This is a genomic window from Rhodococcus sp. JS3073, assembly GCF_026810085.1.
GTDB lineage: Bacteria > Actinomycetota > Actinomycetes > Mycobacteriales > Mycobacteriaceae > Rhodococcus_F > Rhodococcus_F wratislaviensis.
The window spans coordinates 7,054,689-7,069,351 of the sequence record NZ_CP113951.1 but is presented as its reverse complement, the minus strand read 5'-3'; the positions used below and the strand labels follow the sequence as shown (position 1 = coordinate 7,069,351).

18 protein-coding genes are annotated in these 14,663 nt (G+C 68.2%); 10 read left to right on the top strand and 8 right to left on the bottom strand.

Annotation, left to right across the window (positions count from 1 at the left end; genetic code table 11):
• Nucleotides 1–76: 76 nt before the first annotated feature.
• Nucleotides 77–1,237: a CdaR family transcriptional regulator gene (locus OYT95_RS32190; RefSeq protein WP_245973466.1), complete on the bottom strand. Its 1,161-nt coding sequence runs from the start codon at nucleotides 1,235–1,237 to the stop codon at nucleotides 77–79.
• A gap of 141 nt (nucleotides 1,238–1,378) precedes the next feature.
• Here OYT95_RS32190 and OYT95_RS32185 point away from each other — a divergent pair, with 141 nt between their 5' ends.
• Genes OYT95_RS32185 through OYT95_RS32170 form a run of 4 tightly spaced genes read left to right on the top strand, consistent with a single transcriptional unit; the run spans nucleotide 1,379 to nucleotide 4,626 of the window.
• Nucleotides 1,379–2,803 (top strand): sodium:solute symporter family protein, encoded by a 1,425-nt coding sequence (locus OYT95_RS32185; RefSeq protein ID WP_037226343.1) that lies wholly within the window; start codon nucleotides 1,379–1,381, stop codon nucleotides 2,801–2,803.
• Nucleotides 2,800–2,949 (top strand): hypothetical protein, encoded by a 150-nt coding sequence (locus OYT95_RS32180; protein WP_167344009.1) that lies wholly within the window; start codon nucleotides 2,800–2,802, stop codon nucleotides 2,947–2,949. Before OYT95_RS32185 ends, OYT95_RS32180 begins: the two co-directional genes overlap by 4 nt.
• Nucleotides 2,942–3,352 (top strand): RidA family protein, encoded by a 411-nt coding sequence (locus tag OYT95_RS32175; RefSeq protein WP_052032822.1) that lies wholly within the window; start codon nucleotides 2,942–2,944, stop codon nucleotides 3,350–3,352. Before OYT95_RS32180 ends, OYT95_RS32175 begins: the two co-directional genes overlap by 8 nt.
• On the top strand, nucleotides 3,349–4,626 hold the full coding sequence (locus tag OYT95_RS32170; RefSeq protein ID WP_037226342.1) for a D-amino acid dehydrogenase: 1,278 nt from the start codon (nucleotides 3,349–3,351) through the stop codon (nucleotides 4,624–4,626). The genes OYT95_RS32175 and OYT95_RS32170 overlap by 4 nt, the downstream gene beginning before the upstream one ends.
• Nucleotides 4,627–4,751: 125 nt before the next feature.
• Here the strand turns inward: OYT95_RS32170 and OYT95_RS32165 are convergent, their stop codons facing one another.
• Together OYT95_RS32165 and mihF are read right to left on the bottom strand one after the other, a co-directional pair.
• Nucleotides 4,752–5,210 carry an SRPBCC family protein gene (locus OYT95_RS32165; protein WP_037226341.1) on the bottom strand — a complete coding sequence of 153 codons (459 nt, stop codon included), beginning with the start codon at nucleotides 5,208–5,210 and terminating at the stop codon, nucleotides 4,752–4,754.
• 151 nt (nucleotides 5,211–5,361) lie between these two features.
• Complete coding sequence (gene mihF, locus OYT95_RS32160) at nucleotides 5,362–5,673, bottom strand: integration host factor, actinobacterial type (protein WP_005248100.1); 312 nt, start codon at nucleotides 5,671–5,673, stop codon at nucleotides 5,362–5,364.
• Nucleotides 5,674–5,887: 214 nt separating this feature from the next.
• Here mihF and OYT95_RS32155 point away from each other — a divergent pair, with 214 nt between their 5' ends.
• The 3 genes from OYT95_RS32155 to OYT95_RS32145 all read left to right on the top strand — a co-directional run bounded on the left by OYT95_RS32155 (nucleotide 5,888) and on the right by OYT95_RS32145 (nucleotide 6,964).
• Nucleotides 5,888–6,028 carry a hypothetical protein gene (locus OYT95_RS32155; protein ID WP_158461338.1) on the top strand — a complete coding sequence of 47 codons (141 nt, stop codon included), beginning with the start codon at nucleotides 5,888–5,890 and terminating at the stop codon, nucleotides 6,026–6,028.
• Between the two features lie 63 nt (nucleotides 6,029–6,091).
• Nucleotides 6,092–6,643, top strand: coding sequence for an HNH endonuclease (locus tag OYT95_RS32150; protein WP_128641890.1), 552 nt, complete (start codon nucleotides 6,092–6,094; stop codon nucleotides 6,641–6,643).
• Nucleotides 6,644–6,703: 60 nt separating this feature from the next.
• The gene (locus OYT95_RS32145) at nucleotides 6,704–6,964 is read left to right on the top strand and encodes a WhiB family transcriptional regulator (protein ID WP_012688276.1); all 261 of its coding nucleotides are present in this window, start codon (nucleotides 6,704–6,706) and stop codon (nucleotides 6,962–6,964) included.
• A 21-nt stretch (nucleotides 6,965–6,985) separates the two neighbouring features.
• Here OYT95_RS32145 and OYT95_RS32140 read toward each other — a convergent pair whose 3' ends face one another.
• The 3 genes from OYT95_RS32140 to OYT95_RS32130 form a co-directional block, all read right to left on the bottom strand.
• Nucleotides 6,986–9,034 (bottom strand): S9 family peptidase, encoded by a 2,049-nt coding sequence (locus tag OYT95_RS32140; RefSeq protein ID WP_268790071.1) that lies wholly within the window; start codon nucleotides 9,032–9,034, stop codon nucleotides 6,986–6,988.
• A gap of 48 nt (nucleotides 9,035–9,082) precedes the next feature.
• Nucleotides 9,083–10,096 carry an iron-siderophore ABC transporter substrate-binding protein gene (locus OYT95_RS32135; protein ID WP_268790070.1) on the bottom strand — a complete coding sequence of 338 codons (1,014 nt, stop codon included), beginning with the start codon at nucleotides 10,094–10,096 and terminating at the stop codon, nucleotides 9,083–9,085.
• A gap of 62 nt (nucleotides 10,097–10,158) precedes the next feature.
• Nucleotides 10,159–10,782, bottom strand: coding sequence for a GNAT family N-acetyltransferase (locus tag OYT95_RS32130; RefSeq protein WP_268790069.1), 624 nt, complete (start codon nucleotides 10,780–10,782; stop codon nucleotides 10,159–10,161).
• 129 nt (nucleotides 10,783–10,911) lie between these two features.
• Here OYT95_RS32130 and fdhD point away from each other — a divergent pair, with 129 nt between their 5' ends.
• Complete coding sequence (gene fdhD, locus OYT95_RS32125; protein WP_268790068.1) at nucleotides 10,912–11,739, top strand: formate dehydrogenase accessory sulfurtransferase FdhD; 828 nt, start codon at nucleotides 10,912–10,914, stop codon at nucleotides 11,737–11,739.
• A 9-nt stretch (nucleotides 11,740–11,748) separates the two neighbouring features.
• On the opposite strand, the gene OYT95_RS32120 is transcribed toward fdhD, so the two are convergent.
• Nucleotides 11,749–12,390: a 3-oxoacid CoA-transferase subunit B gene (locus OYT95_RS32120; RefSeq protein ID WP_037226328.1), complete on the bottom strand. Its 642-nt coding sequence runs from the start codon at nucleotides 12,388–12,390 to the stop codon at nucleotides 11,749–11,751.
• Entirely contained in the window at nucleotides 12,387–13,136 is a 750-nt protein-coding gene (locus OYT95_RS32115; RefSeq protein WP_005248111.1) for a CoA transferase subunit A, read from the bottom strand. The genes OYT95_RS32120 and OYT95_RS32115 overlap by 4 nt, the downstream gene beginning before the upstream one ends.
• A 152-nt stretch (nucleotides 13,137–13,288) precedes the next feature.
• On the opposite strand from OYT95_RS32115, the gene pcaH reads away from it, so the two are divergent.
• Nucleotides 13,289–14,002: a protocatechuate 3,4-dioxygenase subunit beta gene (gene pcaH / locus OYT95_RS32110; RefSeq protein WP_037226325.1), complete on the top strand. Its 714-nt coding sequence runs from the start codon at nucleotides 13,289–13,291 to the stop codon at nucleotides 14,000–14,002.
• Nucleotides 14,002–14,643 (top strand): protocatechuate 3,4-dioxygenase subunit alpha, encoded by a 642-nt coding sequence (gene pcaG / locus OYT95_RS32105; RefSeq protein ID WP_037226322.1) that lies wholly within the window; start codon nucleotides 14,002–14,004, stop codon nucleotides 14,641–14,643. The genes pcaH and pcaG overlap by 1 nt, the downstream gene beginning before the upstream one ends.
• Nucleotides 14,644–14,663 lie beyond the last annotated feature (20 nt).

The following is a 14,663-nucleotide window of genomic DNA, read 5'->3' as shown; positions in this document are numbered from 1 at the left end:
CATCGAAGTCGCCGCCGATCGGCGGCGACACGGCGACGGGCGCGCCGTGGTGTTCCCACACACGCCGGCAGAAGGCTCAGCCGGCCCGCTGTGCCACCACACAGGCGAGGTAGAGCGTCATGCCCAGGCCCGGTTCGTCCAGCGGGCGACCGAGGAGCCGGGCGATCTTGTCGAGTCGATTGGCGAGGGTATTGCGGTGGACGTGCAGCCGCTTCGCCGCCCGGCTGGAGTTGAACCCGCACTCCCCCCAGGCGATCAGCGTCGCCTGCAGGTGCGGCCAGTCGCTGTCGGTGGTCAACGCGCCGAGCACGGCCCGTGACAGTCTGTCACGGGTTTCCGCGGGTATCACCGAGACGGCCTGATGGAGGCGGAACCGGTCGATGTCGTGGACCTGCCCGCGTGGGTCGAGTACCGCGCCGAGCCGGAGCGCGTCGTACGCGTCCTGGGACGAGAGATTGAGCTGTTCGACCCCGTGCGCGATCGAGCCGATCCCCACGCGAGTGTCCCATCCCCGTTCGCGGACCTGGGACACATACTTCCGGCACCGGTCCGCCAAAGCAGCGTCCGCCGCGGGTGTCGGTGCGGTCACCACGGTGGTGACCGCGACGACCTGCCGGGCGAGCGGTGCGACCAGATCGGTCGCGGAGTCGAAGGCCTCCTGCACGGCGCGCAGCACCCTGTGGGACATGGGCTGCCCCGGGGCGGCGACGTCGTCGGTATGACTGTCGTAGCCGATCAGCACCATGACCCGGGGAAGGCGCAGGTCGTATCCCAGACCCCGTGCCCGCCGCACGATCTGGGCCTCGGTGAACGTGGAGCGATGCCAATCACAGATGTCGCGGAGCAGTTCTTCCGTCGCCCGCTCGTAGGTCAGCCGGGTACCGATCCGCGAGGCCTCCTGCATCAGGATTTCGGTCTGCCGCTTGACCACGAGCCCGAATTGCTCGACCTGCTCGGGTGAGCCGGACAACCCGATCGTGCCCACCACGTCACCGTCGATGACGAGCGGAATGGTGACGCCGGGCAGACTGCCGACGAGGTCGCGGACGTCCGCGGCGGAGTGCGCGATCATGCGCCGTGCACGGATCACCTCGATCGATGCCTCGTGAAATTGGCCGATGCGACGCTCGTCCCCGCTGCCGACCACAGTGCCGGACGCATCCGTGATGAGCACGTTGAACCCGATGACGTCGGTGATCTCGTTCGCGATCCGTTGCGCAAGAGCCTCACTCAGCATGGACGGCCTTCCGAATCTCCGCGTGGCGTTGTGCATGTCGCACAATCAATGATCGATTTCAGTGTAGATCAAGGTCAGCTTGCCTAGTGGCCACGGTCACAGACCGTTCCTACGATGGGTTCATCCCAACTAGGAGTTCACATGGCAATCCTCGACTGGATACTTCTCGGTGCCTACTTCCTGCTACTCGTCCTGATCGGCGTCCAGACCATGCGACGCGTCAAGTCGCCGGACGATTTCGCCGTGGCGGGCAACCGAATCATCTGGCCGGTCTTCTTCGGCAGCCTGGCCGCAGCCTTCCTCGGCGGCGGAGCATCGCTCGGCGTCGCCGGCGCCGCCATGCGCGACGGATACGTGTACATGTTCGCGTTCTGCGCGTTCGGCGTTCAGACGGTGCTCGTCGGCTACTTCGTCGCGCCCAGACTCAAGAACTACATCGGCGCCCACACCCTCGGCGACATCATGGAGGCCCACTACGGCCGGCCGGCGCGACTGGTGACCGGCATACTGTCCGTCGTCCTGTGCGCCGGCATCCTCGGCGCCCAGGCCCTGGCCATCGGTACCGTCGTCAACGCCACCCTCGACGTGCCCACCGTGCCCGCGGTGATCATCGGCATGGGAGTGGTCGTGCTCTACTCCTCGTTCGGCGGGGCCTGGGCGGTAATCCAGACGGACCTGTTGCAGTTCGTCTTCCTGGGAGTCCTCCTGCCGGTCGCGCTCCTCATCGGACTCGACGCCGTCGGCGGACCGTCGGCTCTCCTGGACAGTGTTCCCGCCGAGCACCTTTCGTTCATGGGCGACTACTCCCCCGCACAGTTCCTCACGCTCTTCGCGGCACTACTGCTCGGCGAGACGCTGGTCCCGCCGTACGCGCAGCGGACGTTCTCCACCCCCGACTCGCGGCACGCCCGTAAGGGCTACGCACTGGCCGGGTTCTTCTCGTTCTTCTTCTTCTTCACCTCGGCGTCTCTCGGGTTGATCGCACTCGTCCTGTACCCGGACATCGAAAGCGATCAGGCGCTTCCGACTGTGGTGATGAACCTGATGCCGGTCGGCGTTCTCGGACTGGTGGTGGCGGCACTGATGGCAGTCGTGATGTCGACGGCCAGTTCCTACCTCAATTCCACCGCCGTCGTCCTCACCAAGGACATCTATCAGCCACTCAGCCCCACCGAATTGCCACCGTCGAGGCGGCTGACCATCGAGCGGGCCACCAGTGTCGTCGTCGGCGCCGGGGCGACCATCTTCGCCCTCAGCGTTCCGTCCATCGTCGACGCCCTCCTCTACAGCTACACACTGTGGGCTCCGACGATCATCGTTCCACTGTTCGGCGCCGTGCTGTTCGGCGTGCGGTCCGCTCCGGCGGCGCTGTCGGCGATCACGGCGGGCGCGATCGTCACCGCGGTGTGGCAGTGGGGCCTCGACGCTCCGTTCGGACTGGACGGGCTCGTGCCCGGCGTCGTCGCCAACCTGCTCGTCTTCGTGACGGTCGCCATGGCCACCGCGGCCCGTTATCCGCGCCGGCAGCAGCCTGCCGTCCGCGTCACCGAAGGAGAATTCGCATGATTCCCGTCCTCCTCTATTTCGGGGTACCCGCCGCCGTCATCGCCGTCACCCTCTGGGTCGGCTTCCTCGGCTGGCGCTTCTACGTCAAGGAAGTGCTGCGCGGCGACAGCGACACCGCCGAGGCCGGCGAGCGCGACCATGGGTGACATCGTGGATGTGCCCGGCGTGACCACAGGCACCAGCCCGTACCCGTCGGCGCGCAGGGTCGGGGACCTCGTATTCGTCTCCGGCCAGGTCTCATTCGACGACACCGGCCACGTCGTCGGCACCGACGTGGTGGAGCAGACACGTCACTCCCTCACACGACTCGACCGGGTCCTCGCCGCGGCAGGCGCCACCTTGCACGACATCGCCTCGGCCACGGTGTATCTCGCGAACGCCGGCGACGCCCCACGCTTCAACGAGGAATGGATGCGCTGGTTCGCCGCAGAGCACCGCCCGGCCAGGGCGACCGTGGTCGCGGACCTGCTGGACCCGCAGCTGCTCGTGGAGATACAGGCCATTGCCGTCACGGGCCGGGGCTCGACCGAAGGAAAGGAAGCGGAATGAAGGTGGCAGTACTCGGAGCAGGGGTCGTCGGTGTGGCGACCGCCCATGCTCTCGCCGAACGTGGACACGAGGTGCATGTATACGACCGGCGCAGCGACGTCGCGTCCGACACCAGCGCGAGCACCGCCGGACTGATCGCGCCCGGCCACTCCTACGCGTGGGCGTCGCCGTCGGCTCCCACCATGCTGTTCCGTTCGTTGCTCGGCGCGTCGACCTCGATCCGCGTCCGCCCCCGGGCGGACGTCGAACTCGCCCGGTGGGGAGTGCGATTCCTCCGCGAGTGCACGGCCTCCCGGGCGCGGTCGAACACTCTCGCGAAGCTCCGACTTGCCCGGTACAGCCAGCAACTGATGGACGAACTCGCGGCCCGCGAGAACCTCGAGTACTGCCAGACGCGGAACGGCGTGCTGTACCTGTACCGGGACGAAGCGGAACTCGAACGAGCGCAGATCAACTCGCAGCTGCTCCGCGACCACGGACAGCGGCAGGACGTGCTGGGCCCCGAGGAGATCGCGGCCGCCGAGCCCGCCCTCCGGCACGGGACGGCCACGTTCGCCGGCGCGATCCACGACCGCACCGACGGCACCGGCGACCCGCACCGATTCTCGGTGGGGCTGGCCGAGGAATGCCGACGGCTGGGGGTCCGGTTCCACCTGGGCACGTCCGTCGTCCGCCTCGAGACCGACGGCGCGGCCATCACCTCAGCCGTCACCGATCAGGGTGAAGTCCGCGCGGATGCCTTCGTCCTCGCCGCCGGTGCCGCGAGCGCTCTCGTCGCGCGGAGTATCGGTCTGCGACTGCCCGTCTACCCGGCCAAGGGATACACGCTGACCGCGACCGTCAAGGATCCCGACCGCGCGCCGGTGGTGGGCGGCATCGACGAGAAGACGCTCGTCGCCTGGTCGCGGTTCGGTGACGAACTGAGAATGTCGGCCACCGCGGAGTTCGTCGGGTACGACCGCAGTCACTCCCCCGCCGACTACGCGGGAATCGTGGACGCGGGGAACGAACTGTTCCCCGGCGCCGTGGACTGGGACACCGCCAGATACCGGACGGGCCTTCGCCCGATGACGCCCGACGGCCCGCCGATGATCGGGCTGGGACGCCACGACAATCTGTACTTCAACACCGGTCACGGTCACGTCGGCTGGACCATGGCGGTCGGCTCGGCCCGCGTCCTCGCGGATCTCGTGGACGAACGACGACCGGACATCGACCCGACTCCGTACTCCCCGATTTCGTCCCGTCGGCATCCGAGCGCACGAGACGCGTAACGAAGCGCACCGGCCCGACGACTATCCAGGCGTGTCTCCGGAAACGGCGGCGCACCGACCTCGCTGACCGCAACCCCCGACTGCGGTCAGCGAGGTCGTCACACCAGTGCGACAGAGGCGTATGGCTAGCCGCTTTCGGCGTCGCGCTTGGCGAACGCGAGTTGCATTTCCCAGCCCTCGACATTGCCTTCGTAGGCGGCCGCGCGGCGCTCGGCATTCGGGTACAGGGCGGCGAATCCGGTCTCGACGACGCGGAGGAGTGTGCCGCCGTCCCGCTCCGACAGGAAGAACTCGACCAGGGTGGACGTGCCCTCCACGAGCGGCTGCGCGGGATCGTCTCCCCCGCGGAACGAGACGTAGTGCGGTGCGTCGGACGTGACGGGAAGTATCGGGAAGCGCCCGTACGGGGGAAAGTCCACGACGAAGACGTCGCCTTCACGTGTGGTGGTCGTCTTGCCGGGCTCGCCGTCGCCGATGAACCAGCCGGGTTCACTCACCAGCCGGAACACCCGCTCGATGGGGGCGTCGATCTGGATCTCGCGCTCGATCCTGTCCTGGGATGCGTCCGGAACGCTCATGATCATCCTCACCTCTCGACAATGTGCTACCCCACGGTTGCACATTGACCTCTCGTTGCGCAACCTTCAGGTTGCACTCACGGGGTGAAGGACGGGAAGACGCGTCCGGGCGCCCGCCCGCCGCCGGAAGCGGTGGGGCGGGCACCCGGGGAACGTGTCAGCTGAAGTGCGCCAGCAGGGCGTCGCGCTGACGGTCGCCGAGGCCACGGAGGCGGCGCGTCGGAGCGATCTCCAGGTTGGCCATGATCTCCTGGGCCTTCACCTTGCCGATCTTCGGCAGGGCTTCCAGAATGGCGCTGACCTTGGTCTTTCCGATGATGTCGTCGACATCGGCCTTGGAAAGGACCTGCTTGAGGGTGATGTCACCGGACTTGAGCTTGTCCTTGAGCTCTGCGCGTGCCTTACGAGCGGCGGCGGCCTTCTCGAGAGCTGCTGCCCGCTGTTCGTCAGTGAGCTGGGGAAGTGCCACGATGTCTCCTTCATTCGGGGTACGTATCGAACACCGTAGCGAGAGAACCGCTACTTCACCGCATCCATCGGACGTGTCGCGCATCCTGTCCGATTCGACGGGCCCCGGCTCACCGCTCCGACGGCGCGAAAAATGCCACGACGCGGGCGGTGTGCTGTGTCATGCTCGACGTGTTCCGATCGGTTCACACGTCGAGTTCAGGAAGGAAGTAGCGATGCGCGCACTGCCCACGTCCCACGCAGCCCGCTTGCAGCGGTCACGTACGGGTGACGCCTCCTCCTTCCCCGCCGGCCGGCAGGGCGAACGCGGGATCATGCCCGCCCCGAAGACCCACCGCTCCGCCCGACACGCCTGACTCGACTGACGTCGCCCGGCGTGCCCCCTCCGCCGCGAACCGACGACAGAACCGAGATCTCCCGTGAGGCACTTCTCCCGTAACCCACCCGGCAGCACCCTCGATGCCCGCAACTGGTCGCGCGCGGATGTGCTGGTCCTCAATGTGACGTACGAGGCCCTCTGCGAGATTCCCGCGGAGCGCGCCGTCGTGCTGATCAGCGTCGGCGCGGCCGAGACGGTCGCGGATCGGGAGCCTCCGTTCCCGATTCGCTCGCAACACGTCGAGATCAGGCTGCCGCAGACCATTCGTCTGCTGCGCTACGTCTACGTCCAGCACTCCGTGCTGGTGACCGACAGCAGCCGCGCGACGTTCGCGGGCGTGTTCCGGCGCGACCGCAATCGTTGCGGCTACTGCGCCGAGCCGGCCGCGACGACCATCGACCACGTGCTGCCGAGGAGCCGCGGCGGCCCGAACACGTGGGCCAACCTCGTGGCCTGCTGCGTCCCCTGCAACCAGAGGAAGGCCGACCGCACACCGGAGGAGGCGGGAATGCCGCTCCTCTGGGAGCCGAAGGCGCCCCGGCACATCGAAAAGGCGCAGCGGCAGATCTGGAGGGATCTCGCGGCGGTCTAGCCGCGAGACCTCCGCACCCGCCTTACCGACCGATCTTCTCCCGGGAAGGGGAGATTACCGATGACCGACGTCCTGGACACATCCCTGTCCACTCTGCTGCCCGCCTCCGACGATCCGGCGGGCTGGGTGAACGCCGCGTGCCGTGCAGACCCCGAGCCGGACCGGTGGTTCCCGTTTCCGACAGAGGATTTCGCGTACGCGCGCGACGTCTGTCATCACTGCGCACTGCGGACGCGCTGCGAGCTGTTCGCCAGGGCCACCGGTCAGACCGGTGTGTGGGGTGGCAAGGAATTCGATCGGGGGCGCGAGAAGCGGACGTGAATCCGCCCCGCGCGGCCCCGGCTACCGGCCCAGGATCTCGGGCAGCGCGACGTCCTCGCCCCGCACGTGCTCGGAGAGGAACGACAGCACCACCTGGTACCAGACCTTCGCGTTCTGCGGGGTGAGGATCCAGTGATTCTCGTCCGGGAAGTAGAGAAAGCGGTGTTCGGTGCGACCGTCGTCGTCCGCGGGCAACCCCGACTCGGACAGCAGCTCGAACCACAGGCGCAACCCGTCGCCGATCGGGACGCGAAAGTCCTTGTCTCCGTGAATGACCAGCATCGGAGTCACGATGTCCGCGACGTACAGGTGCGGTGAGTTCTCCACCGCCATCTCGGGCGTCATCTCCCGCTGCCAGTACCAGGCGGCGTCGGTGGTCGGACCGAACTGGTCCAGCGCCCACAGGCTCGCGTGGGTGACGATCGCCTTGAACCGGTCGGTGTGTCCGGCGATCCAGTTGGCCATGTAGCCGCCGAACGATCCACCCATCGCCGCGGTGCGGTTCTCGTCGATCTCCGGCAGCGCCACCGCGGCGTCGGTGACCGCCATGAGATCGGTGAACGGTGCCTTGCCCCACTTACCCCAGCCCCGCTCCACGAACTCCTGCCCGTAGCCGGTCGACAACGCCGGGTCCGGCAGCAGCACGGCGTACCCCCGCGCCACGAGCAGCCACGGGTTCCATCGCCACGACCAGGTGTTCCACGAACCGAGGGGGCCGCCGTGCACCCACAGCGCGAGAGGCACCGGCGCGTGGGCGGAGGCGCCGGTCGGCACCGCGAGCCACGCGCGCACCGCCGCGCCGTCGGCGGCGACGGTCTCGACCTCCGTCAGCGTGCCCGGCAGCTCGGGGAGGTCGGCGGGCGCCTTCAGCAGTGACACCGCGCCGGTGGTGATGTCGATGCGCACCGGGTGCGGCGGCGCCGCGTACGACGCCCGCAGCGCGAACACCGTCGACCCGTCGGGCGCCACCTGCAGGTCGGTGTACGCGCAGTCGTCGGTCGTCACCCGAGTGGGGTCCGCGCCGTCACGGAGGACGAAGATCGGCGCGCGCCCACGGTCGTCGGCGGTGACGAGGAGCCCCGAACCGTCGGACAGCCAGACCACGGACGTGGCCCACCGGTCCCACTCCGGCGCCACCTCCGTGACGGTGCCCGTGTCGAAGCTGTAGCGGTGCAGCGTGAATCGAGGCGCGGAGTCGGGTGTCGCATGTGATTCCCGGGTGAACACGACGTGCCGTCCGTCCGGGGAGATCACCGGGTCCGACAGATCGGCGTCGGCGTCGTCGACGAGGACCGTGCGCGCCCCCGTCTCGGTGTCGACGCGCACCAGGATGTTCCGTATCGACGCCAGCGGACCGGGAACCGTCCACGACGTCACGACGAAGGCGCCGTCGTCGCTCAGCGCGTAGTTCGCCTCCCGTAGCGCCGGACCCGGCATCGGGGTGAGGTCGGTCAGCTCCGGCTCCTGCCCGTTCTCCGCGAGCGCGTCCAGTGGGGCGGACAGGAGGTGGGGCACGTCGGGACCGAGATCGTGGTCCCAGTACCGAATCGGGTAGCCCGTGTGCAGGATCGCCGAGACCTTCTTCTCCTTGCGCTCGGCGCGCACCCGCTCGTCGTCGGCGGACTCGCCCGAACTCCCCAGAACCCCGGTGGTGACGACGAAACGCGACGCGCACCGTGCGGCGCGGACCCCGGTGATGCCGCCGCCGCGGCGCGCGACGACCACCGCCTCGCCGCCTCGCGCGGGCAGTCGCCACAGGTCGTCCGGAAGGTCGTCCTCGTCCTGCGTCGGACGGGAGGACGTGAAGAGGAGATCGCCGTCGCTGGTGAACGCCGGGTTGGACTCCCCGCTGCGGCCACGGGTGAGCCGGCGTGCCGCGAACTCACCGGTGGGATCGATCTCCCACAGCGCGGTGACGTACTTCGTCGCCTTCTCGTCGAGCGTCGACTGCGCGACGACGAGCCTTCTCCCGTCCGCGGACAGCGCGAGGCCGCCGATGCGGCCGAGCGCGAGGTAGTCGTCGAGGTCGTCGAAAGGAGTTCCGGCGTGGAGTTCAGGAATCGCGGTCACGAGTCGTTGGTATCACGAACCGGGCTCACACCGTCGGACATCCGCGTCTCAGGCGAGCAGGGGCGCCACCCGCGGCGGGATCTCGTTCAACGCGTACGGCAGGCTCAACACGGTGCTCCACGCCATCGCCTCGGCGGCGGCGTCCTCGAGTGTGATCGTGCGTCCGGCCTTCACCACGTCGAGTTCCTGATAGATCGGCGTCTTGTCGAGTTCCGCGCGCAGCTTGTCGCCGTAGCCACCGCCCGCGTACCAGACGAGGAGGTCGACGTTCGCGAGCGACAGCTGCTCCGTGCTGATCTCGGCGAAATTGCCGGTGATCTGCTCCGTGGCAGGCGGGTTGACGAAGCCGAGTTCGGTGAAGAAGCGGACCTTCGGGTCCTCCGGACCGTACACACCGAACTGCCCCGGGCCCTTGAGCGCGCCGACGAGGACGGTCTTTCCCGCGAACGCCGGGTTGGCGGCCCGGACGTCGTCGAACTGCGTCTCGACGGAGGACACCAGCTCGGCAGCCTTGTCCTTCTTGCCGAGCGCGTCGCCGAGAATCCTCGTCTGGTCCTGCCACGGAACGCCGTAGTCGGCGAAGTCCGCGGGCTGCGCCACGGTCGGCGCGATGGCGCTCAGCTTGTCGTACTGGGCCTGGGTGAGACCGGAGTAGGTGCCGACCACCAGGTCCGGGGCAATGGCCGCGACCTTCTCGAAGTCGATGTTGGTCGACGCCGTCCCCACGATCTCGGGCTGCGCGTCGCCGAGGAGGTCCTGCGCCCACGGCCACACGCCGTAGGGGTAGTCGCCGTACCAGTCGAACGTGCCTGCCAGTGGGCCGCCGAGCGCGAGGATCGTGTCCTGGTCGTTGTAGCCCACACTGACGATGCGCTGCGGGTCGGTCGGCACCTGGGTCTCGCCGTACTTGTGGGCGATGACGGGGCCCGACGGCTCACTGCCGTTGCCGGAGCCGTCGCCGTCCGAGCTGCTGCAGGCCGCGGCGAACGCGAGCAGCGCTCCCCCGGTGCCCACGAGGAACCCGCGTCGGCTCAGACCGATCCTCTGTTGACCCACATTCATGCGGCGACCCTCTCGTCTACCAGGTACTACGATCCACTTAGGTAAGGCTTGCCGAGCTTAGCCTAAGGGGTCGCGCGGACGGGTTCCCGCCACATCGCCCACAGCGTCGGCCCGCCGTCCGGGATCCGGATCTCGCCGGTGACGTCGAAGCCGAACCGCTCGTAGTAGGAAATGTTGTCTTCCTTGCTCGACTCCAGATACGCCGGGAGCCCCTCGGCATCACACCGGTCCAGCCGCGACCGCAACAGCGCCTTCCCGTAACCGCCGCCCCGCCCCGCGCTCGACGTCCCGATCGTCGCCAGATACCAGTGCACGGGATCGACCGGGTGTGCGTCCTCGACGGTTCCGCTCACCGCGGCCCCGACGCCCAGCCTCGAGCCGAACGCGCGGACCAGTCCCGGCAGGCTGAGGAGCGACGACAGCGTCGACTGCTTCCAGCCGCCGGGCGGATCCCACATGGCGGCCCCACGGACCACGCCGTCGCCGTCCTCGGCCAGTTCGGCTCCGCCCCCGGCGAGATGGTGACGGCGGATCTCCACCGCGAACAGTCTCGGCAGGCCGCGCCGCCTGCGCTCGGGATCCGGCCACATCCACACCATCACGGGGTCGTCGAAGAACGCGTCGGCCAGGACGCGCGACAATTCGGGGATATCGGATCCGGTCGCCGCTCGCACGCTCACACCCATGTCCAGAGGGTACGGGCCCATCACGCGGGCGCGCCGGAACGACTGGCCGTCGCGCCCGGTTCGGGGCCACTATGGACTCATGCCCCGACCCTCGCACGCACGCACACCGAGTGAATCCGGCGGCAGGTGATGGGCCGCGTCACCGCGCGACGCCCGGTCGTCCGCATCACCGAGCACGGAACGACACGCAGACCCGATTCGCTGGCCGTCGAAGAGCCTCTCGAGATCCGGGTCGGCGGCCGTTCGCTGTCGGTGACGATGCGCACCCCGGGCGACGACATCGACCTGGTGCACGGATTCCTGCTGACCGAAGGCGTCATCGAGAACCGCGACGACGTGTCCGTCGTCCGCTACTGCGACGGCGTCGACGAGAGCGGGGCCAACACGTACAACGTGCTCGATGTGGTTCTGGCCGAGGGCGTCCCGGCACCGGGTGGACCGGAACGCCGATTCGTCACCTCGTCGGCATGCGGGGTGTGCGGCAAGGCGTCGCTGGACCAGGTCCGGACACGGTCACGATTCCCCTTGTCCGGCAACCACTTGTCGGTGACCGCAGCCACGCTGTCGTCGATGCCTGCCACCCTGCGGGCGGGTCAGCGCATCTTCGATTCGACGGGCGGACTGCACGCCGCGGGCCTGTTCACCCCCGACGGCGCACTCGTCGCCCTGCGGGAGGACGTCGGCAGACACAACGCCGTCGACAAGGTGCTGGGGTGGGCGCTGACGCAGGACCGGGTGCCGCTGTCGGGCAGCGTTCTGCTCGTCAGCGGGCGCGCATCCTTCGAACTGGTGCAGAAGTCCGTGATGGCGGGGGTACCGATGCTCGGCGCGGTGTCGGCGCCGTCCTCGCTGGCCGTCGACCTGGCACTGGAATCCGGCACGACGCTCGTCGGCTTCCTCCGTGGGGAGTCGATGAACGTCTATGCCGGAGCCCAGCGCGTGAAGACCGGGGCCTGAGCGGGCTTTCTAGACGGTGGCGTCGACGAGGAGCTTCGCGCCGGTGGCTGCCTGGACGTCCTCGACGCTGTGGCCGGGCGCGGTCTCGACGAGCCGCAGACCTTCGGGGGTGACGTCGATGACGGCGAGATCGGTGACGATCTTCTGCACGCAGCGCTTGCCGGTGTACGGCAGCGTGCACTCCTCGAGGATCTTGTGCTCACCCTTCTTGGTGACGTGATCCATCATCACGATGACCTTGCCTGCGCCGTGGACGAGGTCCATCGCGCCGCCCATGCCCTTGACCATGGCGCCCGGGACCATCCAGTTGGACAGGTCGCCGTGGCTGCTGACCTGCATGGCGCCGAGAACGGCCACGTCGACGCTGCCGCCGCGGATCATCGAGAAGGAGTCGGAGGAGGAGAAGAACGCGCCGCCGGGGACCACGGTGATGGTCTCCTTGCCCGCGTTGATCAGTTCGGGATCGACCTCGTCGTCGGTCGGGTACGGCCCGACGCCGAGGATGCCGTTCTCCGAGTGCAGGATGACGTCCTTGCCGGCCGGGATGTGACCGGGGATCAGGGTGGGCATGCCGATGCCGAGGTTCACATACTGCCCGTCCTCCAGCTCGGCCGCGACCCGGGCCGCCATCTCGTCACGCGTCCAGCTCATGCCCGCACCGTCCTGTTCTCGATTCCCGTTTCCTGCTTGCCGACCTCGACCACACGCTGGACGAAGATGCCGGGGGTGTGCACCTCGGCGGGGTCGATCTCGCCGGGCTCGACGAGGTATTCGACCTGCGCGATGGTGATGCGACCGGCGCCTGCGGCGTCCGGGTTGAAGTTGCGGGCCGTCTCCCGGTACACGAGGTTGCCGAGGCGGTCACCCTTCCATGCGTGAACCAGTGCGAAGTCGGTGCGGATCGCGCGCTCGAGGACGAAGGCCTCGCCGTCGAACTCGCGCGTCTCCTTGGGCTTGCTCGCCACCGCGATGCCGCCCTGACCGTCGTAGCGGATCGGCAGACCGCCGTCGGCGACCTGCGTCCCGACACCGGCGGGGGTGTAGAAGGCGGGGATGCCCGCTCCCCCGGCGCGCATCCGCTCGGCCAGCGTGCCCTGCGGAGTGAGCTCGACCTCGAGCTCCCCGCTGAGGTACTGCCGCGCGAATTCCTTGTTGGCGCCGACGTACGAGCTGATCGTGCGCCGGATCCGGTGCTGCTCGAGGAGCAGACCCAGACCGAAACCGTCGGTGCCGCAGTTGTTGCTGACCGTCTCGAGGTCGGTCGCACCCTGTGCGAGGAGGGCGTCGATGAGGACCGAGGGGATACCGACGAGGCCGAAGCCGCCCACCGCGAGGGACGCTCCGTCGGGGACATCGGCAACGGCCTCGGCCGCCGTTGCGAAGACTTTGTTGACCATGTGACCCAGGCTACCGCAAAATGTTCGAGTAGTGAACACCCATCCACATTGCGAACAAATTGCGCCCCGCCTGTTGGCCCCATCACAGAACGCGACTACTATGTGCGAATAGCGGCCGACTGTTCACATCGAGAACGTGAGGATCTTTTTCCATGCTGCATCTGCCAGCCCACCACCACGCCGGGCACGAAGCGAATGCCCCGCTGCTGTTCCCCGAGTACAAGACGACTCGGCTGCGCAGCCCCAAGAACGACCTGATCCTGGTCCCGCAGCGACTCGGCGAGATCACCGGTCCGGTCTTCGGCGACGCCGACATCGCCAAGGGTGAGAACGACATGACCCACGCCAACGGCGGCGAGGCCCAGGGACAGCGCATCATCGTCCACGGCCGCGTCCTCGACAGCGCGGGCAAGCCCATCCCCGACACCCTCATCGAGGTGTGGCAGGCCAACGCCGGAGGCCGCTACCGCCACAAGATGGACTCCTGGCCGGCCCCGCTCGACCCCCACTTCAACGGTGTCGCCCGCTGCCTCACCGACAAGCAGGGCCACTACGAGTTCACGACCATCAAGCCCGGCGCCTACCCGTGGGGCAACCACCACAACGCGTGGCGGCCCGCGCACATCCACTTCTCCCTGTTCGGTCAGGCGTTCACCCAGCGACTGGTCACGCAGATGTACTTCCCGGACGATCCGTTCTTCTTCCAGGACCCGATCTACAACTCCGTGCCCGAAGCGGCCCGCGAGCGGATGATCAGCACGTTCGACTACGACCACACCCGCGACAACTGGGCCGTCGGATTCAAGTTCGACATCGTTCTGCGCGGTCAGGACGCCACCCCGTTCGAGGACCCGGAGGGCCACTGATGATCGACACCCAGAACCCCGACGCCCCGCGCTACCCGGTTTTCGCCAAGAGCCAGGACGAGGTGCCGTTCGGCGTCACCCCGTCCCAGACCGTCGGCCCGTACGTCCACATCGGCTTGTTCCCCACGTGGGAGAACAGCGGCGACGCGGTCCCCGAGGATGCGCCGGGACGAATCGACGTGTCCTTCAACGTCATCGACGGAGCCGGTCAGCCCATCGGTGACGCGATGATCGAGACCTGGCAGGCAGATGCGGCGGGGCGGTTCAACAGCCCCACCGATCCCCGCGGCGCCGCCGAGGCGACCCCCGCCGGCTTCCGCAGCCTGGCCCGCGTGTTCGCCGACGAGAGCGGCACGATCGTGGTGCACACGGTCAAGCCGGGTGCCCTTCCCGCCGAGGACGGCGCCGTCGAGGCCCCGCACATCAACGTCGGACTGTTCGCCCGCGGCATGCTCGAGCGGCTGTACACGCGGCTCTACTTCCCCGAGGACACGGATGCGCACGCGTCGGACCCCGTGCTGTCCGCCGTCCCGGAGGCCGACCGCCCCAAGCTGATCGCGGAGAAGACGGATCGTGGATACCACCTGACGATCCACGTGCAGAACACGGACGGACGGGAAACCCCGTTCTTCGCCCTGTAATCGGTCCCAACGCAGAAAGG

Excerpts from the sequence above, each read along its gene's own strand:
- OYT95_RS32135 (WP_268790070.1), bottom strand. The coding sequence starts at position 10,096 with ATGAATGTGGGTCAACAGAGGATCGGTCTGAGCCGACGCGGGTTCCTC.
- OYT95_RS32145 (WP_012688276.1), top strand. The coding sequence starts at position 6,704 with ATGACCGACGTCCTGGACACATCCCTGTCCACTCTGCTGCCCGCCTCC.
- OYT95_RS32120 (WP_037226328.1), bottom strand. The coding sequence starts at position 12,390 with ATGAGCTGGACGCGTGACGAGATGGCGGCCCGGGTCGCGGCCGAGCTG.
- OYT95_RS32170 (WP_037226342.1), top strand. The coding sequence starts at position 3,349 with ATGAAGGTGGCAGTACTCGGAGCAGGGGTCGTCGGTGTGGCGACCGCC.
- OYT95_RS32185 (WP_037226343.1), top strand. The coding sequence starts at position 1,379 with ATGGCAATCCTCGACTGGATACTTCTCGGTGCCTACTTCCTGCTACTC.
- OYT95_RS32130 (WP_268790069.1), bottom strand. The coding sequence starts at position 10,782 with ATGGGTGTGAGCGTGCGAGCGGCGACCGGATCCGATATCCCCGAATTG.
- OYT95_RS32180 (WP_167344009.1), top strand. The coding sequence starts at position 2,800 with ATGATTCCCGTCCTCCTCTATTTCGGGGTACCCGCCGCCGTCATCGCC.
- OYT95_RS32190 (WP_245973466.1), bottom strand. The coding sequence starts at position 1,237 with ATGCTGAGTGAGGCTCTTGCGCAACGGATCGCGAACGAGATCACCGAC.
- OYT95_RS32175 (WP_052032822.1), top strand. The coding sequence starts at position 2,942 with ATGGGTGACATCGTGGATGTGCCCGGCGTGACCACAGGCACCAGCCCG.
- pcaH (WP_037226325.1), top strand. The coding sequence starts at position 13,289 with ATGCTGCATCTGCCAGCCCACCACCACGCCGGGCACGAAGCGAATGCC.
- OYT95_RS32165 (WP_037226341.1), bottom strand. The coding sequence starts at position 5,210 with ATGATCATGAGCGTTCCGGACGCATCCCAGGACAGGATCGAGCGCGAG.
- pcaG (WP_037226322.1), top strand. The coding sequence starts at position 14,002 with ATGATCGACACCCAGAACCCCGACGCCCCGCGCTACCCGGTTTTCGCC.
- fdhD (WP_268790068.1), top strand. The coding sequence starts at position 10,912 with ATGGGCCGCGTCACCGCGCGACGCCCGGTCGTCCGCATCACCGAGCAC.
- OYT95_RS32155 (WP_158461338.1), top strand. The coding sequence starts at position 5,888 with ATGCGCGCACTGCCCACGTCCCACGCAGCCCGCTTGCAGCGGTCACGT.
- OYT95_RS32115 (WP_005248111.1), bottom strand. The coding sequence starts at position 13,136 with ATGGTCAACAAAGTCTTCGCAACGGCGGCCGAGGCCGTTGCCGATGTC.